At 66.8% G+C, this 23088-nt stretch carries 24 protein-coding genes and 5 tRNA genes; 11 read left to right on the forward strand and 18 right to left on the reverse strand.

The window, feature by feature from the left end:
• Positions 1–46: 46 nt before the first annotated feature.
• From ACOGXD_RS00800 to clpX, 4 genes are all read right to left on the reverse strand, one after another.
• Positions 47–1105 (reverse strand): rod shape-determining protein, encoded by a 1059-nt coding sequence (locus ACOGXD_RS00800; protein ID WP_419916044.1) that lies wholly within the window; start codon positions 1103–1105, stop codon positions 47–49.
• Positions 1105–1593 carry a nucleoside-diphosphate kinase gene (gene ndk, locus ACOGXD_RS00805; RefSeq protein WP_419916045.1) on the reverse strand — a complete coding sequence of 163 codons (489 nt, stop codon included), beginning with the start codon at positions 1591–1593 and terminating at the stop codon, positions 1105–1107. The genes ACOGXD_RS00800 and ndk overlap by 1 nt, the downstream gene beginning before the upstream one ends.
• A 62-nt stretch (positions 1594–1655) precedes the next feature.
• Positions 1656–3080 (reverse strand): bifunctional folylpolyglutamate synthase/dihydrofolate synthase, encoded by a 1425-nt coding sequence (locus ACOGXD_RS00810; RefSeq protein WP_419916046.1) that lies wholly within the window; start codon positions 3078–3080, stop codon positions 1656–1658.
• On the reverse strand, positions 3077–4342 hold the full coding sequence (gene clpX / locus ACOGXD_RS00815; protein ID WP_323673050.1) for an ATP-dependent Clp protease ATP-binding subunit ClpX: 1266 nt from the start codon (positions 4340–4342) through the stop codon (positions 3077–3079). The genes ACOGXD_RS00810 and clpX overlap by 4 nt, the downstream gene beginning before the upstream one ends.
• A gap of 213 nt (positions 4343–4555) precedes the next feature.
• On the opposite strand from clpX, the gene tig reads away from it, so the two are divergent.
• Entirely contained in the window at positions 4556–6115 is a 1560-nt protein-coding gene (gene tig, locus ACOGXD_RS00820; RefSeq protein ID WP_419916047.1) for a trigger factor, read from the forward strand.
• An 80-nt stretch (positions 6116–6195) separates the two neighbouring features.
• On the forward strand, positions 6196–6804 hold the full coding sequence (locus tag ACOGXD_RS00825) for an ATP-dependent Clp protease proteolytic subunit (RefSeq protein WP_419917426.1): 609 nt from the start codon (positions 6196–6198) through the stop codon (positions 6802–6804).
• 101 nt (positions 6805–6905) lie between these two features.
• Here the strand turns inward: ACOGXD_RS00825 and ACOGXD_RS00830 are convergent.
• The 4 genes from ACOGXD_RS00830 to ACOGXD_RS00845 all read right to left on the reverse strand — a co-directional run bounded on the left by ACOGXD_RS00830 (position 6906) and on the right by ACOGXD_RS00845 (position 9662).
• Positions 6906–6980 (reverse strand) — tRNA-Gly (locus ACOGXD_RS00830).
• A 48-nt stretch (positions 6981–7028) separates the two neighbouring features.
• Positions 7029–8123, reverse strand: a complete 1095-nt coding sequence (locus tag ACOGXD_RS00835; RefSeq protein WP_419916048.1) for a glycine cleavage T C-terminal barrel domain-containing protein — start codon at positions 8121–8123, stop codon at positions 7029–7031.
• Between the two features lie 72 nt (positions 8124–8195).
• A complete protein-coding gene (locus tag ACOGXD_RS00840) occupies positions 8196–9146 on the reverse strand; it encodes an SDR family NAD(P)-dependent oxidoreductase (protein WP_419916049.1) in 951 nt (316 codons plus the stop codon).
• A 3-nt stretch (positions 9147–9149) separates the two neighbouring features.
• Positions 9150–9662 carry a VOC family protein gene (locus ACOGXD_RS00845; protein WP_419916050.1) on the reverse strand — a complete coding sequence of 171 codons (513 nt, stop codon included), beginning with the start codon at positions 9660–9662 and terminating at the stop codon, positions 9150–9152.
• 150 nt (positions 9663–9812) lie between these two features.
• On the opposite strand from ACOGXD_RS00845, the gene ACOGXD_RS00850 reads away from it, so the two are divergent.
• Positions 9813–11309, forward strand: coding sequence for a CoA-acylating methylmalonate-semialdehyde dehydrogenase (locus tag ACOGXD_RS00850; RefSeq protein ID WP_419916051.1), 1497 nt, complete (start codon positions 9813–9815; stop codon positions 11307–11309).
• Positions 11310–11313: 4 nt separating this feature from the next.
• Here ACOGXD_RS00850 and ACOGXD_RS00855 read toward each other — a convergent pair.
• A tRNA-Pro gene (locus tag ACOGXD_RS00855) sits at positions 11314–11387 on the reverse strand.
• Between the two features lie 140 nt (positions 11388–11527).
• Complete coding sequence (locus ACOGXD_RS00860) at positions 11528–11719, reverse strand: ferredoxin (RefSeq protein ID WP_419855975.1); 192 nt, start codon at positions 11717–11719, stop codon at positions 11528–11530.
• Positions 11720–11953: 234 nt separating this feature from the next.
• On the opposite strand from ACOGXD_RS00860, the gene ACOGXD_RS00865 reads away from it, so the two are divergent.
• On the forward strand, positions 11954–12796 hold the full coding sequence (locus tag ACOGXD_RS00865) for an LLM class F420-dependent oxidoreductase (protein ID WP_419916052.1): 843 nt from the start codon (positions 11954–11956) through the stop codon (positions 12794–12796).
• Between the two features lie 77 nt (positions 12797–12873).
• Positions 12874–13530 (forward strand): NUDIX hydrolase, encoded by a 657-nt coding sequence (locus ACOGXD_RS00870; protein WP_419916053.1) that lies wholly within the window; start codon positions 12874–12876, stop codon positions 13528–13530.
• A 15-nt stretch (positions 13531–13545) separates the two neighbouring features.
• Here ACOGXD_RS00870 and ACOGXD_RS00875 read toward each other — a convergent pair whose 3' ends face one another.
• The 3 genes from ACOGXD_RS00875 to ACOGXD_RS00885 form a co-directional block, all read right to left on the reverse strand.
• On the reverse strand, positions 13546–16374 hold the full coding sequence (locus ACOGXD_RS00875) for an ATP-dependent DNA helicase UvrD2 (protein ID WP_419916054.1): 2829 nt from the start codon (positions 16372–16374) through the stop codon (positions 13546–13548).
• Positions 16375–16455: 81 nt separating this feature from the next.
• Positions 16456–17124, reverse strand: a complete 669-nt coding sequence (gene folE, locus ACOGXD_RS00880) for a GTP cyclohydrolase I FolE (RefSeq protein ID WP_419916055.1) — start codon at positions 17122–17124, stop codon at positions 16456–16458.
• Between the two features lie 236 nt (positions 17125–17360).
• Positions 17361–17585 (reverse strand): hypothetical protein, encoded by a 225-nt coding sequence (locus tag ACOGXD_RS00885; protein WP_419916056.1) that lies wholly within the window; start codon positions 17583–17585, stop codon positions 17361–17363.
• Between the two features lie 232 nt (positions 17586–17817).
• Between ACOGXD_RS00885 and ACOGXD_RS00890 the strand changes: the two genes are divergently transcribed.
• Positions 17818–18321, forward strand: a complete 504-nt coding sequence (locus ACOGXD_RS00890; RefSeq protein ID WP_419917427.1) for a DUF6159 family protein — start codon at positions 17818–17820, stop codon at positions 18319–18321.
• Here ACOGXD_RS00890 and ACOGXD_RS00895 read toward each other — a convergent pair.
• A tRNA-Arg gene (locus ACOGXD_RS00895) sits at positions 18283–18356 on the reverse strand. The two genes, ACOGXD_RS00890 and ACOGXD_RS00895, sit on opposite strands and share 39 nt — an antisense overlap.
• A gap of 137 nt (positions 18357–18493) precedes the next feature.
• On the opposite strand from ACOGXD_RS00895, the gene ACOGXD_RS00900 reads away from it, so the two are divergent.
• The gene (locus ACOGXD_RS00900; RefSeq protein ID WP_419916057.1) at positions 18494–18967 is read left to right on the forward strand and encodes a cupin domain-containing protein; all 474 of its coding nucleotides are present in this window, start codon (positions 18494–18496) and stop codon (positions 18965–18967) included.
• Between the two features lie 41 nt (positions 18968–19008).
• On the opposite strand, the gene ACOGXD_RS00905 is transcribed toward ACOGXD_RS00900, so the two are convergent.
• From ACOGXD_RS00905 to ACOGXD_RS00915, 3 genes are all read right to left on the reverse strand, one after another.
• Positions 19009–19947 (reverse strand): NUDIX hydrolase, encoded by a 939-nt coding sequence (locus tag ACOGXD_RS00905; RefSeq protein WP_419916058.1) that lies wholly within the window; start codon positions 19945–19947, stop codon positions 19009–19011.
• 18 nt (positions 19948–19965) lie between these two features.
• On the reverse strand, positions 19966–20382 hold the full coding sequence (locus ACOGXD_RS00910) for a hypothetical protein (RefSeq protein ID WP_419916059.1): 417 nt from the start codon (positions 20380–20382) through the stop codon (positions 19966–19968).
• 69 nt (positions 20383–20451) lie between these two features.
• Complete coding sequence (locus ACOGXD_RS00915) at positions 20452–20961, reverse strand: glycine/sarcosine/betaine reductase selenoprotein B family protein (protein ID WP_419916060.1); 510 nt, start codon at positions 20959–20961, stop codon at positions 20452–20454.
• A 106-nt stretch (positions 20962–21067) separates the two neighbouring features.
• Between ACOGXD_RS00915 and ACOGXD_RS00920 the strand changes: the two genes are divergently transcribed.
• The 3 genes from ACOGXD_RS00920 (at position 21068) to ACOGXD_RS00930 (ending at position 21869) form a co-directional block, all read left to right on the forward strand.
• Positions 21068–21143 (forward strand) — tRNA-His (locus ACOGXD_RS00920).
• 57 nt (positions 21144–21200) lie between these two features.
• Positions 21201–21277, forward strand: a tRNA-Lys gene (locus ACOGXD_RS00925).
• Between the two features lie 46 nt (positions 21278–21323).
• Positions 21324–21869, forward strand: coding sequence for a beta-class carbonic anhydrase (locus ACOGXD_RS00930; RefSeq protein WP_419916061.1), 546 nt, complete (start codon positions 21324–21326; stop codon positions 21867–21869).
• Here the strand turns inward: ACOGXD_RS00930 and ACOGXD_RS00935 are convergent.
• Positions 21862–22431 carry a carboxymuconolactone decarboxylase family protein gene (locus ACOGXD_RS00935; protein WP_419916062.1) on the reverse strand — a complete coding sequence of 190 codons (570 nt, stop codon included), beginning with the start codon at positions 22429–22431 and terminating at the stop codon, positions 21862–21864. The genes ACOGXD_RS00930 and ACOGXD_RS00935 overlap by 8 nt on opposite strands.
• A gap of 84 nt (positions 22432–22515) precedes the next feature.
• On the opposite strand from ACOGXD_RS00935, the gene ACOGXD_RS00940 reads away from it, so the two are divergent.
• A complete protein-coding gene (locus tag ACOGXD_RS00940) occupies positions 22516–23085 on the forward strand; it encodes a peroxidase-related enzyme (RefSeq protein ID WP_419855959.1) in 570 nt (189 codons plus the stop codon).
• The last annotated feature ends 3 nt before the right edge of the window (positions 23086–23088 follow it).

A 23088-nucleotide genomic window follows, 5' to 3' on the forward strand; every position in this document is an offset into this window, starting at 1 on the left:
CAGGTGCGTCTCCGAATGCCGGCGCGGCGGGCCACGGCCGGGGGCGTCAGCGCCCCTCGGTGGAGGAGTACAGCACTCCGTGGAGGACGTCGAACTCTTCGAGCGTCTGGCCTGAACCGCGCACGACGGCAAACAGCGGGTCCTCCGCGATGTGGACTGCAACGCCTGTCTCCGAGCGCAGTCGATCCGGCAGACCGCGCAGCATCGCCCCGCCGCCTGCGAGCGTGATGCCGTAGTCCATGACATCGGCTGCCAACTCCGGCGCCGTGTCATCGAGCGTCGCTTTCACCGAATCGACAATGGCGCTGACCGGCCCCGCGATCGCTTCGCGTATCTCCAGGCTGTCGACGCTGACCGATTCGGGCAGCCCGCTGACCATGTCGCGGCCACGGACCTCGGCATAGATCTCCTGCTGCAGCGGCCACGCCGACCCGAGTGCGAGCTTGATCTCCTCCGCGGTGCGCTCGCCCACGACCAGACCGTGCTCCTTCTTGACGTGAGCGCTGATCGACGCGTCGATCATGTTGCCGCCGATGCGTGCCGAGCGAGCCGTCACGATGCCGCCGAGCGAGATCACCGCCACTTCCGTGGTGCCACCGCCGATGTCGACGATCATGCTTCCCTGCGCCGATTGCACGGGCAGGCCGGCGCCGATCGCCGCGGCCATCGGCTCCTCGATGATGTACGCGCGGCGGGCGCCCGCGTATTCGGCGGCTTCCTGCACCGCGCGCTGCTCCACGCCAGTGATCCCCGATGGCACGCAGATCACCATGCGCGGCTTGGGCCAGCGCGTCTGGCTGACCTCGTTGATGAAGTGCCGGAGCATCTTCTCGCAGATGTCGAAGTCGGCGATCACGCCGTCCTTGAGGGGGCTGATCGCGGTGATGTTGCCCGGCGTACGACCGATCATCCGCTTGGCTTCGAGGCCGACGGCCAGCGAGTTGCCGGTCATGGAGTCGACAGCGACCACCGAGGGCTCGTTGAGCACGATTCCCCTGCCGCGGACGAAGACGATCGTGTTCGCAGTACCGAGATCGACAGCAATGTCCCGGCCGCCGAACACCGAACCGCGCCGGCGGGGTCGGGATGACCCGTTCGACGCCATCAGCCGCTCACCTCACTGATCGACGCAGCACTCTCGGCTGCGCCGTTACTCGCTGTGTTGCTGGCTTGCGCGAGCGACGGGAAGAACAGGGCGATCTCCCGCTGGGCGGAGGCTTCGCTGTCGGAGCCGTGCACGAGATTCTCGGTCGGAGACAGCCCGTAGTCGCCCCGGATCGTGCCGGGCGCCGCCGTGGCGGGATTGGTGGCACCCATGAGGGTGCGCACCACCGCGAACACGTCGTCTCCTGCATCGGCGGGACCCTCGAGCACCATGACCACTGACGGCGAGCGCGTGATGAACTCCAGCAGCGGCGCGTAGAAGCTCTTGCCAGCGTGTTCGGCGTAGTGCTGCTCGGCGGTGTCGCGCTCGATGACCCCGTGCTCCAGGGCCGCGATGGCGAGCCCCTTGCGCTCGAATCTGCCAAGTATCTCGCCGACGAGGCCGCGCTCGACAGCGTCGGGCTTGCAGATCACCAGCGTTTGCCGCATCGCTGTCTCCCTCGGCCTGGCTCGCGTCGTGGCGCGATGCGCCGTCGGCTGCGCGTCCGAGGCTAATGCGGGTCAACCCCCAGAAGTCGCCGCGCTTCAGCGGCAACGTACAGCGAGCCGCTCACCACCACGATCCCGTCGGAACCGGCCCTTTCACACGCGGCGTGCACAGCTTCCGAAACACTGGGCGTGTTGATGATCTCCGGCGGGTGCCGGCGGCCGGTGGTCTCGCCGTCAGCACCCGCAGCAGCTTCCACGGCCGCAGCGATGTCCGTAGGCGGCAGGGCGCGCGGCCAGTCGGCCGCGGTAGCTACTACTGCGTCGAATTGGTCGAGGCCGAGTGCTTCGCAGAACGCAGCGGGATCGTGCGGTCTGTTCGCCCCGATGACCAGCACCCTGGCGCTGCCGGCACCGTCCGAATCGACCAGCAGCGACTCCGCCAGCGTGTCGCGCAATGCGGCGGCACCGGCGGGATTGTGCGCCCCGTCGATGACCACCGTCGGCTGCCGGGCGACGATCTCGAAGCGGGCTGGCAGCGAGACGTCGTCCAGCGCAGCCGCAACCACGTCGCCGTCCAGACTCCGTCCGAAGAATGCTTCGACCGAGCTGATGGCGGCGGCGACATTCGTTGCTTGGTGGGCACCGTGCAGCGGCACAAAGAGCTCGGCGTGCTCGCCGAACGGCGTGCGAACCGTCACCAGCTGACCTCCGACGGCAGGCCAACGCTCGGCGACATCCCAGTCAACACCGCGCTGCCACAGCTCGGCCCCCGCCTGCCTGGCGGCGGCAGCCACAATGTCGCTGAGCTCCGGTGTCGTCTCGCCGCAGATCACGGTGGCTCCGGCGGAGATGATCCCTGCCTTCTCCTGGGCCACGTCTGCGAGCGTGGGCCCGATGATCTCGAGATGGTCGGCGCCCACATTGGTGATGACCGCCACCGCGGCGTCCACCACGTTGGTCGCATCCCAGCGCCCGCCCATGCCGACCTCAATCACGTTGACATGTGCAGCGGAGGCAAACCAGTTGTACGCGGCCGCGGCCATCACCTCGAAGTAGTTCGGCCGTTCGCCGCAGCGCTCGATCACCATCGGCTCGAAGACGGCGATCTCGCTGACCGCCATCGTGAACGAGTCGTCGTCGAGCGGCTCGTTGGCCACTGCGATCCTGTCATTGACACGGTTGATGTGCGGCGAGGTGTAGCTGCCCGCAGCGAGGCCGCACGCCCCGAGCAGTGCTACAGCCAGCCGTGCCGTGCTGCCCTTGCCGTTGGTTCCGGTGATGTGAATCGCAGGCACGCTGTCCTGCGGGTCGCCCAGGACACCCATGAGCGTCCACATGCGATCCAGTGTGGGCGGCGTCGCCTCGGGGCTGCCGAGCAGCCGCTCAAGATCGATGTGGGAATCCAACCAGTCGACAGCGGCCTCGTAGTCGCGCAGCGGGCCAGCTGCTGATGCTGGGTGACCAGTGTCTGACGGCCCAGGGTTCAAGATGCGCGGCGCGTCACGGTTGAACGGGGCACCAGCGTCGGGTTCACCTTGTCCAGCACCACGTTCCGGTCGACGATGCAGCGGGCGACGTCATCACGGCTCGGCAGGTCGTACATCAACCCGAGCAGGACCTCTTCGAGGATCGCTCGAAGTCCCCTGGCGCCGGTGTTGCGCAGCATCGCCTGATCCACGATTGCCTCGAGTGCGTCGGAGGTGAATTCGAGCTCGACGTCGTCGAGTTCGAACATCCGGCGGTACTGGCGGACCAGCGCATTCTTCGGCTCGGTGAGAATGCGTCGCAATGCGTCGGGACCCAGCGGGTCGACGACGCCCACCACCGGGAGCCTGCCGATGAACTCGGGTATCAGGCCGAAGTGACGCAGATCTTCGGGCAGCACATCCGGCAGGATGTCGAGCGCAGAGCTGTCTGTGGCGTTGCGCAGCGTTGCCCCGAAGCCGACGCCGCGCTCGCCGACACGGTCGGCGATGAGGCGCTCGAGCCCGTCGAACGCTCCCCCGCAGATGAACAGCACGTTGCTGGTGTCGATCTGCAAGAACTCCTGGTGCGGGTGCTTGCGGCCGCCCTGCGGGGGCACCGATGCCACGGTGCCCTCCAGGATCTTGAGCAGAGCCTGCTGGACGCCCTCGCCCGAGACGTCCCGGGTGATCGATGCGTTCTCTGCCTTGCGTGCGATCTTGTCGATCTCGTCGATATAGACGATCCCCGTTTCGGCGCGCTTCACGTCGAAGTCCGCTGCCTGCAACAGCTTCAGCAAGATGTTCTCGACGTCCTCGCCCACGTAACCGGCCTCGGTGAGCGCCGTGGCATCGGCGATGGCGAACGGCACGTTGAGCATGCGCGCCAGCGTCTGCGCCATCATCGTCTTGCCGCAGCCGGTGGGGCCGATCAGCAGGATGTTCGACTTGGCAATCTCGACGTCTTCAGCGGCGCCCGGGCCGGAGGGCTCGAGGCGCATGCGCTTGTAGTGGTTATAGACAGCCACCGAGAGAATCGTCTTGGTCCGGTCCTGATCGATGATGTAGTCGTCGAGGAAGGCGAAAATCTCGCGGGGCTTGGGCACCGCTTCGAACGGCGTCTCGGTCGTCGTCTCGATCTCGTCGTCGATGATCTCGTTGCACAGGTCGATGCACTCGTCGCAGATATAGACGCCCGGGCCCGCGATGAGCTTGCGCACCTGCTTCTGGGACTTGCCGCAGAACGAGCACTTGAGCAGTTCACCGCCCTCGCCGAACTTCGCCACGCTGCACCTCCCTCCTGCGAATGAGCTTGCCGACTCTTGCACAGCTGTGCAACACCGGGCCGTTCACCCGAGTCGTCCGCCAAGGATGGCACAGCACGCGCGATAACACGTGATGCGTTGGGCCGCTGCGGCGGTGGCACGACGCGTCGCGACGAGGCATTGCGCCTCGCGCCGAACGGGGCTCTGCCGGTGCGCCGGTAGGCTCCGCGCTTCGTGAAGACGACGCTGACGCCGCTCGATCCAGCGGATTTCATCGGGCCCGCGCCAGTTACTGAACCTGATCCGTCCCTCCCCGACGACACATCGGCGGGCGACGACGACGGCAGCGCAGGCGACGAGAATGCCGACATCTCGGCGGGCGAGGGCAGCCCAGACGACGGCGAGGCCGCGAACGAGAGGTTCATCGGACCGCGCGTCAAGCTGACCGTCGAAGTTGACGCCGACACTTTCGACGCCGACATCGAAGCTGCGTTCCGCAAGCTTGCTCGCGAGGTCCGCATTCCCGGTTTCCGTCCTGGCCGAGCACCGCGTCGCGTGCTGGAGTCACACTTCGGATCCGAGATCGGTCGGGCTCAGGCGCTCGAAGAAGCGCTGCCCCGCTATTACGCAGAAGCGGTGCGTGACAACCACGTCGACGTAGTGAACCAGCCCGAATTGGAGCTCACGCTCGACGGCAGCGAAGGCCCGGTGGCGTTCGAAGCGACGGTCGAGGTCCGGCCGGTGGTGTCGGTCTCGGGCTACGAGGGCCTGCAGATTGAGATTCCCAGCCCAGTGCCGACCGACGAGGAGATCGACACACGTATCGATGAGACACGTCGCCAGTTCGCCGATATCGCAGAAGTGGATCGTGCCGCCGCGCAAGGCGATCGCGTCACGATCGACATCGAGGGATCCGTGGAGGGGGAGCCGCTTCCCGGGCTCTCGGCGCAGGACTATCTCTACGAGGTCGGCAGCGGCGGCATCGTTCCCGAGGTCGACGAGCATCTGACCGGCTGCGAGGCTGGCGCCGACTTGTCGTTCAGCGCGCCCCATCCGGTACAGCCGGAGATGGAGATCGATTTCGAGATCACCGTCAACACGGTGTCAGAGCTGGTGCTGCCCGAGCTCACCGACGACTGGGTAGATGACAACACCGAGCACGACAGCGTCGCCGAATTGCGCGACGCCACCGCCCGCCAACTGAGCTTCGGCCGCATCATGCAGGCCAACATGGTGCTGCGGGATGAGGCGCAGAAGCAGATAGCGGAGCTGGTGGAGGGACCGGTTCCCGACGCCATGGTCAGCGGGGCGATCGCGGATCGCATGCAGGAGCTGGGCAGCGGGCTGCAGCAGCGGAACATGACGATCGAGGAGTGGCTGGAGGCAACCGGTCAGGAGCCGGTCTCGTTCATCGGGGAACTGCGAGACGACGCGGAGCGTGGCGTCCGTTTGGACCTGGCACTACGCGCCGTGGCAGCGGCCGAAGCGCTGGACGCCGACGACGATGACATCGACGGCGAGCTGGAGCGCATGGCGGCGACCGACGGCCGCAGCGCCGACCAGCTACGTGAGGTCATCACCGAGACCGATGGGCTTGCACACTTGACCTCAGCCATTTGCAAGAGCAAGGCGCTGCAATGGGCCATAGAAGCCGCCACACTCATCGGACCGGACGGCGACACCATCGAGCGTTCGGCGCTCGAACTTCCCACGGCTGACGATGCCGGGGGCGCCGATGACACCGACGACAATCTTGAAGAAACTGACTACGACGACAGAGGGGACACACCGTGACAGCCGAGTTCTCCGCAAGTACGCATGACGCTCATCCCCGTGGCGACCACGGCGGCGAGCGGCACCGCGCCACCAACTACCTGGTTCCCACCGTGGTGGAGCAGACCAATCGAGGCGAGCGCGCGTACGACCTGTATTCCCGGCTGCTCAAGGAGAACATCATCTTCCTGGGCACGCCCATTGACGACGTCGTGGCCAACCTGGTGTGCGCGCAGATGATCCACCTCGAGTCGGAGAACCCCGACAAGGACATCAACATCTACATCAACTCGCCGGGCGGCGACATCAGCTCGCTGTTCGCCATCTACGACACCAGCCAGTACATCCGCAACGACATCACCACGATCTGCCTGGGACAGGCGGCCTCGGCGGCCGCCGTGCTGCTGGCCGCGGGCACCCCGGGCAAGCGGATGGCGCTGCCCAATGCACGGGTGCTGCTGCACCAGCCGTACGGGCAGGCGATGGGTCAGGCGACCGACATCGAGCTGGCGGCCCGGGAGATCGACCGGATGCGTGAGCGCCTTGAGCGGATCATTGCGCACCACACCGGTCAGGACCTTGAGCGCATCCACACTGATACGGAGCGTGACTTCATCATGGATGCTGACGCCGCCAAGGAATACGGGATCATCGATGAGGTGATCGCAAACCGCCAGGTGCTCGAGGACGGTCCGATCCGCGCCGCCTAGCTGGAGCGGGTGTCTGCGGGGAGCGGACGACGGGAATCACTGAGCCCCCCGCAGCACACCATGTGCTGCCAGCATCATCAGCTTGGAAGGCCGAGGTTCTCTGGAGCGGACGACGGGAATCGAACCCGCATCATCAGCTTGGAAGGCTGAGGTTCTAGCCATTGAACTACGTCCGCGTGGGGCGCCGAGGGTAGCGGCGCTCGCCGGACCGGCCTGTATTGCCCTTAGTCGAGGTTGAAGGGCAGGGGGGTCGTGGTGGCGGCTCGGTTGGTGCTGTCGACGCTGACTTGGAGCTCGGTGTCGGGTTCGAACCAGGGTGGGTCGAGCAGTGCGAGGCCGATGTTGGCTTTGAAGCGCGGGGAGCGTGCGAGGGCTCGCAGCGTGCCGACGGGGTGGCCTTCGGGGCTTTGAATCGAGCGTGGTGATCGCAGTGGTGACGGGGGGTCGCCTTCGATCACAAGACCGACGAGGCGTCGCTGGCTGCCTGATGCGCGACGAGCCTGCAGCGCTGCCTTGCCGATGAAGTCGTGGCCGGCTGAGGTTTCGGCTCCATCAGCGTTGGTGCTGAGGCTGACGAAGCGGCCGATGCCGGCTTCGTCGGGGTCGGTCTCGGGATCGGTGTCGCCGCCGAATGACAGCAGGAAGCTCTCGATGCGCTCGGGGTTGTTCGGCGCGCCCACGCCGAGCCCGAACGGCTCACCCGCCTCCCACAGCAGGTCCCAGAGCTGCTCGCCCTTGGAGCCGTCCATCAGGAAGAGCTCAAAGCCGCCCTGGCCGGACCAGCCGGAGCGGCACACCACTAGGGGAATGCTGTCGGTTTCGCTGCCGCCCTGGCGGCGGTGGTCGTGTCGGACAAACCGGAAGAAGCGGATGTCGCGTACCCACTCCCCCAGTGCGGCGGCGACAACATCGGCGGCTCGAGGGCCCTGGATCGCCAGCGGCCAGACATCGGGCTCGGTGACCTCGACGTCATAGCCGCCTTCGCCGGCCACCGCCCGTGCCCACAGCAACACATCGCTGTCGGCAATCGAGAGCCAGAACGTCGTCTCGTCGATTCGCAGCGCCATCGGGTCGTTCACCAATCGGCCGTCGTGATCGCACAACGGCGCATAGCGGGCCACGCCTACCGGCAGGTCGCGCAGGTCGCGGGCGCAGAGGTAGGTGGTCAACCGGTGGGCGTCCGCCCCCGTGATCTGCACCTGCCGTTCGCAGCCCACGTCCCAGATCGCTGCCGCCCGGGTGAGCGCCCGGTATTCGGCCGCGGGATCGTCGGTGCCGATCGGCAGGACTGTGTGGTTGTACACCATCGCCTTGGTCATGCCCGCCGCCGCGGCGCGATCGGTGAATGGGGTGACCCTGGTTCTTGGGCCGACGATCAACTCCACCTGGTGCTAGCGGCCGAGCACCTGCAAGTGCCCTCGGTCGCGCAAGCGCTCGATGAACGCTTCGGTGTAGGCGTCTTCGGGGTCGTTTCGCACGGCTTGGTCGATGGCGTAGGCGTCATCTCCAACCAGGATGCGCCAACGGCCGGCCAGGACATCGGTCAGGATGATCTCGGCCGCCTGCCCAGCGCTGGTCGGCGCGTCGTCACGGAACCGGGTGTTGCGGTCGTTGAGCATCGCTTCGACCTGCTCATCGCTGAAGGCATCGAGGTCGACCCCCCGAGCCGCCATGTTCTTGCGGATGAGGGGAATGTCAACCCCGTGGGCGGAAAAGCTGTTCAGCGCGATCGAGGTGCCGATGTGCCCCGGCATCACCACGTGGGCGCTGACATGCGGTGCGTGCAGGGCCAGATCAACCTGCAGCGCTTCGGTGAAGCCCTTTACCGCGAACTTGGCTGCGCAGTACGACGTGTGCGGCAGGCCGGGGCCGACCGTCGCCCAGAAGCCGTTAATGCTGCTGGTGTTGACCATCGCTCCCGCCTCGGAGCGCACGAGCATGTCCATGAACGCCCGGGCGCAATTCAGCACGCCGTTCCAGCACACCTCGAAGGTCTTGTCCCACGCGGCGCGCTGATCGTCGATCACGAAGCTGCCGCCACCGCCGACGCCGGCGTTGTTGAACAGCAGGTTGATGTGGTCGGTGTCGTGCGAAGCGGCGACTTCGGCCGCAAATGCCGTCACGGCATCCGCGTCAGTCACGTCGCACTGGTGCGTGGTGATGCGCACTCCGCTTGAGCCGCTGGCGGCCATCTCTGCTGTGCGCGCCAGTTCGTCGGTATTGAGATCGCAGGCGGCAACGTGCGCACCAGCCGCGGTGAGCTGGCGAACAAGCTCACGGCCCATGCCCGTGCCGCCGCCGGTCACCACGGCGATGCATCCCGCAAAGTCAGTTACTGCCATTGCTCAGCCCTCCGGAGGCCCATCAGCGAACATCGCCGCAGCCGCGGCTTCCATGTCCTCGGGGCTCACATCTCGCATATGGGTCGCGATCGACCACTTGTGCCCGAACGGGTCGCGGATGCTGCCGAAGCGGTCGCCCCAGAACATGTCCTCGGGCGGCATCAGCACCTCCGCGCCCATCGCCACCGCTTTCTCGATGGTCGCGTCACAGTCATGAACGTAACGGTGCATCGTCACGGTCGAACCGTTCAGTGCCGCAGGCGCAGAGGGTTCGCCTCCCCACTCCGGGAAGTCGTCAGCCAGGAAGAGCAAGCCGTCGCCGAGCACCAACTCGGCGTGCATCACCTTGTCGCCACCCGGCGCCATCTGGCGGTTGGTCTCCTGGGCACCGAAGGCGGCTGTGTACCACTCAATGGCATCGGCCGCTCCTCCGGGAGATCCGTCGGTTCGGGCTCCGATGGTCATGTAGGGCACGACGAAAGGCCGATCTGCAGGAATCGGATTCACATCACTCATGGGCGCGGACTCTAGCCACGGCCTGCTGGCCGCGATGCCGCCGTTGAGCGTTCCCACCCACCCCGCAAGGCTGCGAAAATCAGGGCCTATTGGAGATGGACATTCGGCGCGCTCGCCCGACGCTGAGCGCTGCCGGCAAGGAGGACTCACATGAGGCAGGTCGACCACTGGATCGGAGGTCAGCGCACGCAGGGCGCGCCGAAGACGATGTTCGAGGTGACCGACCCGGTCGCGGGCAGCGTCATCGCCGCGGTGCCCATGGCCTCGCCAGGCGATGTGGACGCCGTCGTGAGCGCGGCACGCACAGCATGGGAGGGGTGGCGGGAGGCCTCCATCTCGTCGCGCGCAGCGGTGATGTTCGCGTTCCGCGAGCTGCTCGAGGAGCACCGCCTGGAGCTGGCCGAGATGGTGTCGGCCGAACACGGCAAGGTGCGGGCCGACGCCTTGGGCGAGATGCGGCGAGGCATCGAGGTGGTGGAGTTCGCCTGCGGTGTCGGCCAGCTGCTCAAAGGCGAGCGCACCGACGACATCAGCACCGAGCACGACGCCTACACAGTGCGCCAACCGGTCGGCGTGGTGGCAGGCATCACGCCGTTCAACTTCCCGGCGATGGTGCCCATGTGGATGTACGCGGTGGCCATCGCCTGCGGCAACTGCTTCGTGCTCAAGCCGTCGGAGAAAGACCCGTCGGTGGCGGTGCGCATCGGCGAGCTATTCGCCGAGGCCGGGCTGCCCGACGGGGTGTTCAACGTGCTGCACGGCGATGCCGACGCGGTGAATGCGCTGTGCGAGCACCCGGGGATTGACGCCGTGAGCTTCGTTGGCTCCACGCCCATCGCCCGTCACGTGCACCGCACGGCGTCGATGGCCGGCAAGCGAGTGCAGGCGCTCGGCGGGGCCAAGAATCACATGATCGTGCTGCCCGATGCCGACATCGGCCAAGCGGCCGACGCCGCCGTATCAGCCGGCTACGGCTCAGCGGGCGAGCGCTGCATGGCCATCTCGGTGGTCGTGGCCGTGGGCGGGGTCGCCGACGATCTGTCAGAGGCGATCTGCGAGCGCATCGACGCATTGCGCATCGGCCCCGGCCTCGCCGCCGAGCCCATGGACATGGGGCCGCTGGTGACCGCCGAGCATCGCGACCGAGTGCTCAGCTACATCGACCTTGGCGAAACCGAGGGCGCGGTGCTGCGGCGCGACGGCCGCGAGCTGGTGGTGGACGGCCACCCCGATGGCTACTGGGTCGGCCCCACGCTGCTCGATGAGGTCACCGCGGAGATGAAGGTGTATGAGGACGAGATCTTCGGGCCCGTGCTGTGCCTGGTGCGGGTGGATTCGTTCGAAGAGGCGATGGAGCTCATCGAGAACAACCAGTTCGGCAATGGCGTCGCGCTGTTCACCCGTGACGGCGGGGCGGCGCGGCGGTTCCGGCGTGAGGCCCCGGTTGGGATGGTCGGCGTGAACGTGGCGATCCCCGTGCCGATGGCGTACCACTCGTTCGGGGGCTGGAAGGACTCGCTGTTCGGCGACCACCACATGCACGGTCCCGAAGGCATCCGCTTCTACACCCGCCTCAAGGCGGTCACCGAGCACTGGCCCGACCCCGCAGACCGCGGCGTCGACCTGGGATTCCCCACCGCTCGTTAGGCAGTCGGGAAGGCGGGATTTGAACCCACGACCCCCTGCTCCCAAAGCAGGTGCGCTACCAGGCTGCGCCACTTCCCGAGTCTGAAGAGCTGAGTCAGCAGGGCTGACGGTTCGACTTCGAAGATCGATCGTACCGGTGGCGGTACGGAGGGCCTGCGTGGATTATTGGATCGACGCCGGCGCTTCGCGTTGCCGGCAATCGGTGCGACGCGGTGAGGTCAATCGTCGACGGCGATGACTTGGGTGGGACAGCTCGCGGCTGCGGTTCGCACGGCGCTGTGGTGTTCGGCGCTGGGGCTGTCTTCAAGGAGCTGTACGAGACCGTCGTTGCCCACCTCGAAGATTCCCGGAGCGATCATCTCGCAGGAACCGCTGCCGATGCACTTGTCGACGTCGATGGTGATCTTCACTGTGCCTCCAGCTCGTCAGGCATCTCGGTTGCCGGCTCCCATTCTTGCGAGCCGAACGCTTGCTCCCGATGCGTCAGCGCAACGCTACGCCACGTCGCCGCGGGAACGACACCGCTCCGGCGCGCGCCTGCACCTCCCAGCAGTCGGGCACCGGCGACTCCTGACCGTTACTCTCAGCGGCGGCCGCAACCGGCCACGAGCGCAATCGCTTCCCTTACCTACAGGAGGACCACTGTGAAGATCGGCGTGATGATGTTCCCCACCGACAAGGCCATCGGGCCGGTCGAGTTGGCGAAGGCTGTTGAGGAACGAGGCTTTGAGTCGCTGTGGTTCCCCGAGCACAGCCACATTCCCACGAGCCGCGAAACGCCCTGGGGCGGCAACGAGGGCGCGCCGCCGCTGCCCGAGGAATACTGGCGCACACACGACCAGTTCGTGTCGCTGGGTGCCGCTGCAGCGGTTACCGAGAACATCATGCTCGGCACCGGCATCACGCTCGTCGCCCAGCGCGACCCGATCTGGCTGGCCAAGGAAGCCGCCACGGTGGACCGGATCTCGAACGGCCGGTTCATCCTGGGCATCGGCTACGGCTGGAACAAGGAGGAGCTGCGGAACCACGGCGTGAAGTACACCGACCGGCGCGCGATCACTCGGGAGATGATGCTGGCAGTGCGCGAGCTGTGGACCAATGACGAGGCCGAGTTCCACGGCGATTGGGTGAACTTCGAGTCGTCGTGGGCGTGGCCGAAGCCGGTGCAGGAAGGTGGCCCGAAGGTCATCCTCGGCGGTGCCGCCGGGCCGAAGACCATCGCCGACATCGTCGAGTTCTGCGATGGCTGGATGCCGATCTCGGGCCGCTACGACTTCGACGTGCCGATGAAGCAGATCCGTGAGTCGGCGATAGAAGCCGGCCGCGACCCCGATGAGATCGAGTTCGGCCAGTTCGGCACGCCCCCCAAGCCGGAGATCCTGGAGAGCTTGGCGGAGTCGGGCTGCACCCGCGTGGTGCTCGGGCTCCCGCCGGCCGACGCCGACACGGTGCTGCCGATCCTCGACAAGTACACGGCGCTGCTGTAGCAGTTTCACGTTCCGCCGCGGGCCTCGGGCCTGCGGGATTGCACACTGCCGGCCGCGCCAGCGGGAACAATGTGGCGGTGACTGACAGCGCGCCCGGCGTGGAGCATCTCGATGTTGTCGACGAGGTGGGGCGCTACGTGCGCACTGCCCCACGGGACGAGGTGCACGAACGCGGCGAGTGGCACCGGGTGTTTCACTGCCAGATCGTCACGCTGCGTGACGGCGTGCCGACCGCGGTGCTGCAGCAGCGTTCTCGCGCCAAGGCGGCCTTTGCGGGGCTGATCGACGTCAGTGCGGCCGGGCATCTCGCCGCCGGCGAGACACCGCTCGATGGGGTGCGGGAGCTCGAAGAAGAGCTCGGCCTGTCCCCCGCCAGCACCGACCTCGTGCCGCTCGGCATACGCCGGCTGGCCGACGACAGCGGCGAGGGCAGATTGAACTGCGAGCTGACCAGCGTGTACCTCCTGCGCGACGACCGCCCGCTCACCGACTACGTGCTGGCCCGCGACGAGGTCGACGCGGTGCTCGACGCGCCCATCGCCGACCTGCTCGCGCTGTTCGGCGGCACGCCTTCGATCACGGTGCAGGGCATCTCGTCAGCCGGGCATGCCGACGCCAGCGAGGTCACGCTCGAAGTGACGCTCGACGACTTCGTGCCGGGTGCCGAATACTGGGTGGTGCTGATGGTGATGGCCCAGCGATTCCTCGCCGGCCAGGGCCCGCTCGCTGTCTGAAGTGGCGCGGATCGCTCAGGCGTGTTCGGCGATGAGGGCCAGCACTTCCGCACCATAGGAGTCCCGCTTGGCCGGCCCGATGCCGGGCACGGCCAGCAGCTCAGCGTCGTTGCTGGGGCGCCGTGTGGCGAGCGCAATCAGAACCGCATCGGAGAAGACTCTGAATGCGCGCACGCCTTCGGCTCGACTTCGCTCGAGGCGCCAAGCGCGGAGCGCTTCGAACAGCGCCGCATCACGCGGAGCAGTTGGCGGCTCGGGCTTGGGTCGGCGGTCCGCAGACCGCGAGCCGGTGCCCGGCAGCACGGCCGGGTCGGCTGCGTTGTCCGGGTCAGCATGACCACCGGACTCTCGCGACGATGCTCCGGCGAGGGTCGGCTCGGGCTCAAGGGGCATCGGCGGCGCCAGCTCGGTGAGCTCGGCCAGGAACTGCGACGGCGGATCGTCGCTGACGAAGGTGACAGATTGCGAGCAGCGCGTCAGCGCCACGTGAAAGACGCGGCGCTCTTCCTCGATGTCGTGAGCGAGACGGTGAGGCATCAGGCCTGCCGAGGCCTCATAGACGACGACGTGGGGCCATTCGAGGCCCTTCACCCGGTGGACGGTCGCGAGCCGCACACCCAGTTGCCGCGCCAGATTCGCCGGGGCAGCGCCGCTTGGCGAACGGGTCTCGTCGTTGCCGAAGCCAACTGCATCCGCGGCGCCGAACCCTGACAAGCGATCGGCCAACCACGCCGCGAAGCTGGCCGGGTCGGTGTGCAGGTGGGCCACCGAAATCAGCGCCCGCAGGTCATCGCCGTGAGCGGATCTGTCCACGGAGCGGCGCGAGGCATCCAAGCGGGTGTCAAGGCTGTAACCCAAGCCCAGCTCATCGCGGACAATTTCCAAGATGGCTTGCGTGGAGAGTTGCTCGTTCGCGGTTCGCTGTCGCAGCATGTCGATGTCGTCCGCGTACTCATCGATCTTGGTCGCTGCGCGGTCGTCACTGAGACGGCCCGCGAGCGCACGCAGCGCGCCGAGGCTGCGCTGCTCGCCGATCCACTCGATCGCGCGAGGCGAGATTCCACGCGGCGGGCGGCGCGCGGCGTCCGACAGCGCTCCGCCCGGAAGTGCGTGCCTGGGCGCGACCGCCAACTTGAGCCACGCCAGCGCGCCCGCGACGCCGGTGCGCTCCATGAACCCACGACCCAGCGGTGCATCTGCCGCCACGCCCATCTCCCCCAGCACAATCTGCGGCACGAGCAGCGTGCTGTTGACCCTCGTCAGCACTGCGATGTCGGATGGCCGGACACCGTCGTCAAGTAGGGCCGTCACGGTCTCCCGCAGTGCCGCAGCCGCCTCCGGCCGAGTCTTGACGGCGAGTGTCCCGTCGTCGCCCGTGCTGTCATCTGACTGGAGCGCGGTGATCCGCTTGTCGATACGGCGGTGATTGTGCGACAGCAGGTTGACTGCGGCACCCACCACGGGCGGCGGGCAGCGATAGTTCACATTCAGGTGGTGGACTGCTGCGCCGGGAAAGTACTTGTCGAAATCGATGAGCCACTGGGGTGACGCGCCCGCGTAGCCGTAGATGGTCTGGTCGTCGTCGCCGACGGCGAACACGTCGGCGCGCGGACCAGCCAGCAGCCGGATCATCAGCAGGTGTGCGGGTGTCAAGTCCTGAAATTCGTCTACGAGCAGCACAGCGCAGGCACGGCGGGCGGCGGCACGGGCTGCCGGGTCGGCCAGCAGGATCTCGATCGCCCCGATGATCTGCTGGTCGAAGTCGACCAATCCATCAGCCGACAAGCTCTTGACATAGCGCGGTGCCAACGTCGAGAACTCCGGCACATCGGGCTGGAAGTCGCCTTCGACATCAGCCGGGTCGCGCAGCCCCAGCCGTGAAGCACTGAGTGCTTCCAGCCAGGGTGCGAGCTGATCGGTCATTGCCCGCCGACGACGCTTGACGAGGCCGTCGAGGCGGTCGCGCACTCCCATCTCGTCGATGACGTCGACCCGGCTTCGGCCTGCCGGACGGGCGAAAGGCCCCGAACCGTTGCAGATGGCCAGGGCGAGGCTGTTGAGGGTCCGCACCTGCAGCCCCGTCAGGTCCCGAGTGCGCTCTTCCATCTCGCGGCGAGCCCGGACATTGAAGGCCACTAGGCACACGGCCTCGGCGGCAACCCCCAGATCCCTCACGAGGTAGCGCGCCCGCTCGGTGAGCACGCGGGTCTTGCCCGACCCAGCAGGCGCAACGATGCACGCAGCCCCGCCCAAGTGGCCGACAGCCGCTTGCTGATCCGGTGCCAGCTCGGCTCGCGGCGGCGCAGCGGGCTGCGCCCCGCGCAGGCTCCCCGCCGCCAGATTGGCCGCAGGCACGACCGGCACAGCGAGTTCGAACGCCTCCAGTGGTCCGCCATCGCACCACACCGGCCCTGCGTCTGTACGCACGTCGCCGTCGCTCGCTTCACGGGCGCTCGACCCGCTCACGGGCACGGCCCCCAGCTCGAGTGCTGCCTCCACGGGAGCGAAGCGTGCCCGTGCCCGGTCCCGAGAATCCACGGCGTTTGCCGTCAGGAGGTGCGCCAGCACCTCCGATCGCATCGTCAGCCCGGGCGAGAGCTCCCACCACGGCGCCTGCCACACCGGCGCAGCATCGGGCAGATCACCTTCGAGCTCGATGACCAGTCGAGTCCGCTGCAACCAAGCGTCACGCAAACGGCGGCCAGCCGCCGCGCTGAAGTCACCGAGGCTGACGTGCACGCGTTCGCAGCCAGACCATGCGTCGGGCACTGCCTCGCCCGGTCGCACCAGGACGCTGCGCCCCAACTCGGGCGGGCCTGCCAGTGCGTCTGCGGTCAGTCTCATGTGCAGGCTGCGCTCACGCAGAACGTGACCTGGGCACAGCGCTGTGCCCGCAGTCCGGCCTGTAGCTCAGCATGTGGCCCGCTAGCGGCCGACGCCGATGAGGTGCATCGCCTCCGCACGGGTAGCGGTGTTGCGGAACTGCCCACGTACGGCTGAGGTGATGGTGAGCGACCCCGGCTTTTGTACGCCGCGCATCGACATGCACTGGTGCTCCGCCTCGACGACCACGAGCGTGCCCCGCGGCTCGAGCACCTCCATCAGCTTGTCGGCAACCTGGGTCGTCAGGCGTTCTTGCACCTGCGGCCGACGGGCGTAGGCCTCCACGAGCCGCGCCAGCTTCGACAAGCCAGTGATCATGCCTCGCTCGCCGGGGATATAAGCGACATGGGCACGGCCCACAAACGGCATCAGGTGGTGCTCGCACATCGAATAGAAGGGGATGTCACGCACCATGACCATCTCGTCATGGCCGGTCTCGAACTGCACCTTCAGGTGATGCTCAGGGTCTTCCTGCAGGCCAGCGAACACTTCGGCATACATGCGAGCCACGCGCTTGGGCGTCTTCTGCAGGCCGTCCCGATCGGGGTCCTCGCCGATCGCGAGCAGGATCTCCCGGACTGCCTTCTCGATGCGGTCCGTGTCCACTTGCTGATCGGTCACGGCACCGTTGGTGGCTGCGATGGACAGCACCTCGGCAGCGGCAGAGGTGCTCGACACAGCGTCAGCGTCAGAAATTGAGCCGGACGGCATCCGGTGAACCTACCGGCGTTGGCCGGGGACGCCATAGCGATTTGCGTGGCCAGCGTGTCATGTAGAGAAGTAGATGCCGAGGCACCGAGAGGGCGCGACAACGGGGCGCGACGAGGGCCTTGGGTAGAGGATTGTCCACGGCCCTCACCACGGGCCGCTGTTAGGGTCAGCGCAATGGCCCTGTTCAGCGAGATGAAGAGCACCTGGAGCAGGACGCGGCGCTTGGCCTCAACGTCCTACGGCGTTCTGAAACGCGACAGGTTCCTCATGGCCTTCCCGGCCTTGACGCTGGCTGCGGTGGCCGTCATCTGCGTGGTGACGTGGGCAGCGGTATGGATTGCTACCGGCGGGCTCAGTGCCGCCACGGTTGACGATCCCGGAACATGGGCAACTGAGCCGATGTTGTGGATCGGGCTCTTGGTTTCCGTGCTGCTGTGCACGTTCGTGTCGGTCTTCTTCACCGCTGCGCTGACCTACGGCGCTTGGGAGCGTCTCCGGGGCGGAACGCCGACCTTCGATGGCTGCCTAGCGGCTGCCAAGGCCCGTCTGCACGTCATCGTGCCGTGGGCCATCCTCGCCGGCTTGGTTGGGGTGGTCATCGAGTTGTTGTACCGGCTGCCCAGGTTCTTCCGTCACATGGAACAGGCTGGTCGCCACATCCCCGTGGTCGGCCAGTTCGCCGCCCTCGGGGCGATGATCGTGGCCTTGGTGCTCGAGTACATCTGGTACTTCGTCACCTACCTCGTCGTGCCGGTGCTGGTGGTGGAAGAAACCGGCCCGGTCGCTTCGTGCAAGCGCTCTTTCGGCCTGTTCCGCAAGACGTGGGGCAAGAGCCTCATCGCTCAGGTGGGATTCGAGCTCATCAGCTTTCTGCTCTTCTTGCCGGGTCTGGTGCTTGCGGCTCTTATCGTCGCCGTCGGGTTGGGAAGCCTGGTGGCGCTGGTTCTCGGCATCGTTGTCGGGGTGGCATGGCTGCTGACGGTGATTGTGGCCATGTCGGCCATTGTCGGCATCTTCAAGACGGCGCTGTACCTCTACGCGACGACCGGCGAAGTGCCTGGCGAGTTTGCGGGCACCGATCTCGAGAACGCGTTCACGAACAAGGCTGCTCGCAAAGCCGAACGAAAAGCTCGCAAGGCTCAAGGGAATGTCCAGATGCGCCCCCGGCAGGACTCGAACCTGCAACCGGCGGGATAGAAGCCCGCTGCGCTGTCCAGTTGCGCCACGGGGGCAAGGGGTCACGGGGGCCCCGAGCCATCCTGCCACCCAACTGGCGCTGGTCCAAGGGTTCAACGGCACGGCAATGGCCTGCTCGGTACATTTCTGAGACCGGCCTTCAGATGGCCTCGACGCTCAAGGGAGACCGAACGTGACCGAGAAGGATCTTGGTTTCCGCTTCGACACCAACGAACTCCAGTGGATCCACTACGAGGGCGGACCGCGTTTCGACTACCGGATCGACTACGACATCGCCGTGCTCGGCCATCAGGAAGACGTCGGGCGGCTCGACCTGCTCATTCGCTGGGCGCCAGACGCCTACTGCCACTTCCATCGCCACGTGGCCACGACCGCCTCGCTGGTGCTCGAGGGTGAGCATCACGTCATCGACATCGATGACGACGGCAACGAGGTGCACCACGATGTGCGGCCCGCCGGCACCTACTGCAGCGGCCCGGGCGGTGACGTGCACATGGAGCGCGGTGGCCCCGAGGGATCATTGGTGCTGTTCTCGATGCACGAGCCGACGGGGCGGATGTTCGAGGTGCTCGACGCCGACCACAACATCCTGGCCGAGAACACCATCGAGTCGTTCAGAGAACAGGCCCGCGAACTCGCGAGCTGACCCCGAGCGCAACTGAGGCCCGTGGAGCCCTTGGAGCAGGGCTAGCGGGAGGGCCAGCGCAGGATGCCGGTCTCGGTGCGGCCGTCGGCTTCGAGGTAGTCGGGGTCGCCGGGGAAGGCGATCCGGTGCGGCCCCTCGTTGTCGTAGCGGATCCGCACGTGCTCGTCATCGTCCGGCGTTCCCCTGCCGGCCGCCGCTACGGCCTCCGCCACCGTTCCGAATCTGGCGAGACGGTGCAGCATGCCGATGGTCGGCGTCATCATCACCATGTCGCCGGTCTCGTTGCGCCGGATGGCATCCGCGGGGCGAACCCACTGATGCTCGACCGCCTCGTCGTGATCAGGCAGCGGCACTTGGCCGTCAGGCATGGCGGTGAGGAAGAACCGGGTGTCGTAGCGGCGTGGGGAGCCCAGCGGCGTCACCCAGCGGCCGATGAAATAGACGTTGTCGCCGTCGAGCAGCAGGTCTTCGCTGCGCACCGTCTCGATGAAATCCCGCTCGCCGGCGTTGACCTCGTCGCGGTACTGCGAGAACCGATCGGCCACATCGGGCGGCGAGAGGTCGATGATGCCCGAGGGCAGGTCCCGAGGATCCTCCACACCGGCCGGGTGGTCGTGATGGGCAAGCAAGATGCCCGCTTCCTCGAAGGTCTCCCGCAGGGCCGCAACCCAGAAGGCGATGCCGCCCCGCTCGATGCCGATCTGAAACGAGGCATCGTCATCGGTCAGGCCCGACACGGTCTCGTCGGCAACCTGGGTGGCATCTTCGGGATCGACTGCGCCGCCGGGGTACACCCACATGTCGCCCACAAAGATCGAGCGGGCGTTGCGCTTCAGCATCAGCACATGGGGATCGTTCTCGTCGGACAGGATCATCACCGTGGCCGCATCGCGCACGGGCACGGCTTCGGGGTCGTAGTCGCCGCCCGACCCGGGGGACTTGGCACCGACCGAGGCGCGACGCTCGGGTTGCTCACTCATCGGCAGCCGAAATCCGGCTCAGTAGTCGATGCCGGCGCAGACGAGGCACTCTTCGCCGTCATGGCTGGCGCGAGCCGCTGCTGCGTCATCTTCAGACTGGTATTGCGGCGTCGGATGGCGCTCGACTCGGTCGTCGTCGTAGGTCGCCGTCGCAGCAGCCTCTCCGGTCGGCACCGCACACTCGGGCAATTCCTCGGCCTTGGTGGACGGTGCGAACACCCGGTCCTTCCACCGGTCCGAATCCGACCAGCGGTACGGCAGGTGCGCCATGGAACCCGGCACGCGCAAGTTCTCGAAGGCGGCCAGCGTGTCGCGCAGGATTTGCAGGTTGAGCCCCGGCTCGTGAGGACGACCCGATGTGTGACCCAGCGGGTAGTCGAGGTACGCAGCGCGGGGCGGCCAGGCCGCCCGGGTGATGTCGCGTGCGCTCGACATCGACAGCGTCGGGATTCCTTCGGCCTCGATGGCCCTCGCGATCAGACCCCCGGTCTGATGGCAGACAGGTCACACCGGCACCAGTAGCACCACGTCGAGCTCGTCGGCCACGCAGCGCTTCGCCAGCTCGGGGATCAGCTCCTCACGCACACGCCGGGTGCTGTAGATGCCGCCCATCAGCGTGTAGGCGTTCGGGCCCAGCTCGCCGATCTCGCCGCTGTCTCGCAAGGCACGCAGAGCCTCGATGGGAAACACGCAGTTGATGTCGGAGCGGGCATCGGTCAGGTCATAGGCGAAGTGCGTCGCTCGCAGTTCGAGCGTATCGACGTCGGTGGGAATCGCCCGGTACGTCGTGTCGTCGCGGTAGTGGAACGCCGTCTGGCCGACGGCATAGACGCCGCCGGTCGCGATCAGTCCGACGCGGCACTCCAAGATCGGCTTGGTCAGCGGTGTCCACGGCGGCGGCGTCTCGCTGTGCACCCAGCGGTACTCGCCGTAACCGAGTCCGATGTACTGGGCAGTGATCCTGGGGATGTACTCCACGGGCGGCTGGCGGGCAGCAACAGTCTCAGCGCTCACGTCCCTACGGTACGCGGTCAGCGCAGTTGCTGGCAGAAGACGGGCACCAGACGCCCGAAATCCGGTAGCGAGGCCACGTCACCCGTGGCATCCTTGACCACCCCGTGCGGGTCGTAGCTCAGTTGGTTAGAGCGCCAGTTTGTGGCACTGGAGGCCGGGGGTTCGAATCCCCTCGATCCGCCCGCCGCCCTCGCCGACCGCTTGTGTCGGGGGGCGTCGTTAGCCTTGCGGGGCATCATGCGCCTCTAGCTCAATTTGGCAGAGCAACGGACTCTTAATCCGCAGGTTCTGGGTTCAAGTCCCAGGGGGCGTACCACAGGCTCGCCGGAGCGCTCCGGCTTGTGCACTGATGAGGTTGTCTGATGGGCCAAGGCAGCGAAGCCAGCGAACCGGAGTCGTCCGAATTCCACCCCGCGGCAGACGAGCTGATCGAACGCAACCGACAGGTGGCCGATGCCGTCAAGACGCCCGGCATGGCGGCGCCGCCTAGCCGTCACGTGGCCGTGGTGACCTGCATGGATGCCCGGATCGATCCGCTGGCAGAGCTGGGCTTGACCGTCGGCGAAGCACACGTCATCCGCAACGCAGGCGGTGTGATGACCGATGACGTCATGCGCTCGCTGTGCATCTCGCAGCAGCTGCTCGGCACCCGGGAGATATTGGTCATACACCACACGAAGTGCGGCATGTGCGGACTCGACGAAGCTGCCTTCAGCAACGTCCTCGGCCAGCGCCTGGGCGCCCGGCCAAGCTGGCCCATCTGTTCGTTCGCAGACCCCGCCGACGACGTGCGCGCCGCCATCGCGACGCTGCGAACGTCACCGTTCATCGAGCACGACACCGCAGTCCGCGGCTTCATCTACGACGTCGACACCGGCCTGCTCAACGAGGTGCCGGCACTCAGCTGACAGCGGTCGGCGCAGTTGGCCAGCCGGGGACGCCTTCGTCGCGCTCGACTCCGGTGCTGTTGAGCAGCCCGCTCACCATCCGGTAGCAGCCCGCTGCTGCAATGAGATGCACCATCTCGGCCTCGCTGAAGTGGGCAACCGCCTCGGCCCAAGTGGAATCGGACACGCAGTCGTCGGAGTACAGGTCGTCCACCACCTGCAAGAGCGCTGCCTCGGCGGCCGTCCAGTTGCCCTCGGGAATCGGCCGGGTGACGAAGTAGATGTCCTCGTCGGTCATACCCTCGGCTTGGGCGATCAGCGTGTGCTGGCCGAACTCGTAGACCGACTGGCAGTTCCAGCCCATGCGCAGTACGGCAATCTCGACATCGCGACGCGACAGGTCGCCCTTGTACAGGATGGCCAGCGCGTACTCGCCGAACGCCTTGGAGATGGGACGGCTGTGGGCGATGGTCGCAATGACGTTGACGGCGTTGGCGAATGAACTCTCCATGGCCTCGCGGGCTCGCTCGGCCACCTTGGGGATCGGCTCAAGGCGTCGGGAAGTGGGTCGTGGCAGGTGCATGAGCGGGCAGTCCTCTCGTCAGTCCCGCGAATGTACGAGAAGTTGCCCCGGTCGTTCACTGGCGCACGTGCTTAGGCTGCGGGCATGACCGAGCCAGCCATCTCGACCTTCCCTGTGCCCGACATCTCGGACATGCCCGACGACCTGCGTGAGCGCATCGAGCTCATCCAGTCCAAGACCGGCTTCGTACCGAACGTGTTCCTCGCGCTGGCGCACCGGCCCGAGGAGATGCGGGCATTCATGGCGTACCACGACGCGCTCATGGAGGGCCCGAGCGGGCTCAGCAAGGCCGAGCGGGAGATGATCGTGGTGGCCACCAGCGGGGCCAACAACTGCCTCTACTGCGTGGTCGCCCATGGCGCGATCCTGCGCATCCGCGCCAAGGATCCCCTGCTGGCCGATCAGCTGGCAGTCGACCCGTCCAAGGCCGACCTCACCGACCGGCAACGGGCGATGATCGACTTCGCCCTGAAGATGTGCAGCGAGCCGTGGTCAGCTTCTGCCGCTGATCACGAGGAGCTGCGGGCTCACGGATTCAGCGACGACGACATCTGGGACATCGGCGCCATCACGGGCCTGTTCGCCCTTTCGAACCGCATGGCCCACCTGACGTCGATGCGGCCCAACGACGAGTTCTTCACAATGGGGCGCTAGCAG

This window comes from Candidatus Poriferisodalis sp., from assembly GCF_965204125.1.
Taxonomy (GTDB): Bacteria; Actinomycetota; Acidimicrobiia; order Acidimicrobiales; family Poriferisodalaceae; genus Poriferisodalis.

What these genes read in the sequence shown, in the direction of transcription:
- ACOGXD_RS00890 (WP_419917427.1), top strand. Translation starts at nt 17,818, where the DNA reads ATGATCGTGGCCTTGGTGCTCGAGTACATCTGGTACTTCGTCACCTAC.
- ACOGXD_RS00840 (WP_419916049.1), bottom strand. Translation starts at nt 9,146, where the DNA reads ATGGCAGTAACTGACTTTGCGGGATGCATCGCCGTGGTGACCGGCGGC.
- ACOGXD_RS00905 (WP_419916058.1), bottom strand. Translation starts at nt 19,947, where the DNA reads ATGAGTGAGCAACCCGAGCGTCGCGCCTCGGTCGGTGCCAAGTCCCCC.
- ACOGXD_RS00940 (WP_419855959.1), top strand. Translation starts at nt 22,516, where the DNA reads ATGACCGAGCCAGCCATCTCGACCTTCCCTGTGCCCGACATCTCGGAC.
- ACOGXD_RS00850 (WP_419916051.1), top strand. Translation starts at nt 9,813, where the DNA reads ATGAGGCAGGTCGACCACTGGATCGGAGGTCAGCGCACGCAGGGCGCG.
- folE (WP_419916055.1), bottom strand. Translation starts at nt 17,124, where the DNA reads ATGCCGTCCGGCTCAATTTCTGACGCTGACGCTGTGTCGAGCACCTCT.
- ACOGXD_RS00835 (WP_419916048.1), bottom strand. Translation starts at nt 8,123, where the DNA reads ATGACCAAGGCGATGGTGTACAACCACACAGTCCTGCCGATCGGCACC.
- ACOGXD_RS00845 (WP_419916050.1), bottom strand. Translation starts at nt 9,662, where the DNA reads ATGAGTGATGTGAATCCGATTCCTGCAGATCGGCCTTTCGTCGTGCCC.
- ACOGXD_RS00800 (WP_419916044.1), bottom strand. Translation starts at nt 1,105, where the DNA reads ATGGCGTCGAACGGGTCATCCCGACCCCGCCGGCGCGGTTCGGTGTTC.
- ACOGXD_RS00910 (WP_419916059.1), bottom strand. Translation starts at nt 20,382, where the DNA reads ATGTCGAGCGCACGCGACATCACCCGGGCGGCCTGGCCGCCCCGCGCT.
- ACOGXD_RS00930 (WP_419916061.1), top strand. Translation starts at nt 21,324, where the DNA reads ATGGGCCAAGGCAGCGAAGCCAGCGAACCGGAGTCGTCCGAATTCCAC.
- ACOGXD_RS00935 (WP_419916062.1), bottom strand. Translation starts at nt 22,431, where the DNA reads ATGCACCTGCCACGACCCACTTCCCGACGCCTTGAGCCGATCCCCAAG.
- ACOGXD_RS00875 (WP_419916054.1), bottom strand. Translation starts at nt 16,374, where the DNA reads ATGAGACTGACCGCAGACGCACTGGCAGGCCCGCCCGAGTTGGGGCGC.
- ndk (WP_419916045.1), bottom strand. Translation starts at nt 1,593, where the DNA reads ATGCGGCAAACGCTGGTGATCTGCAAGCCCGACGCTGTCGAGCGCGGC.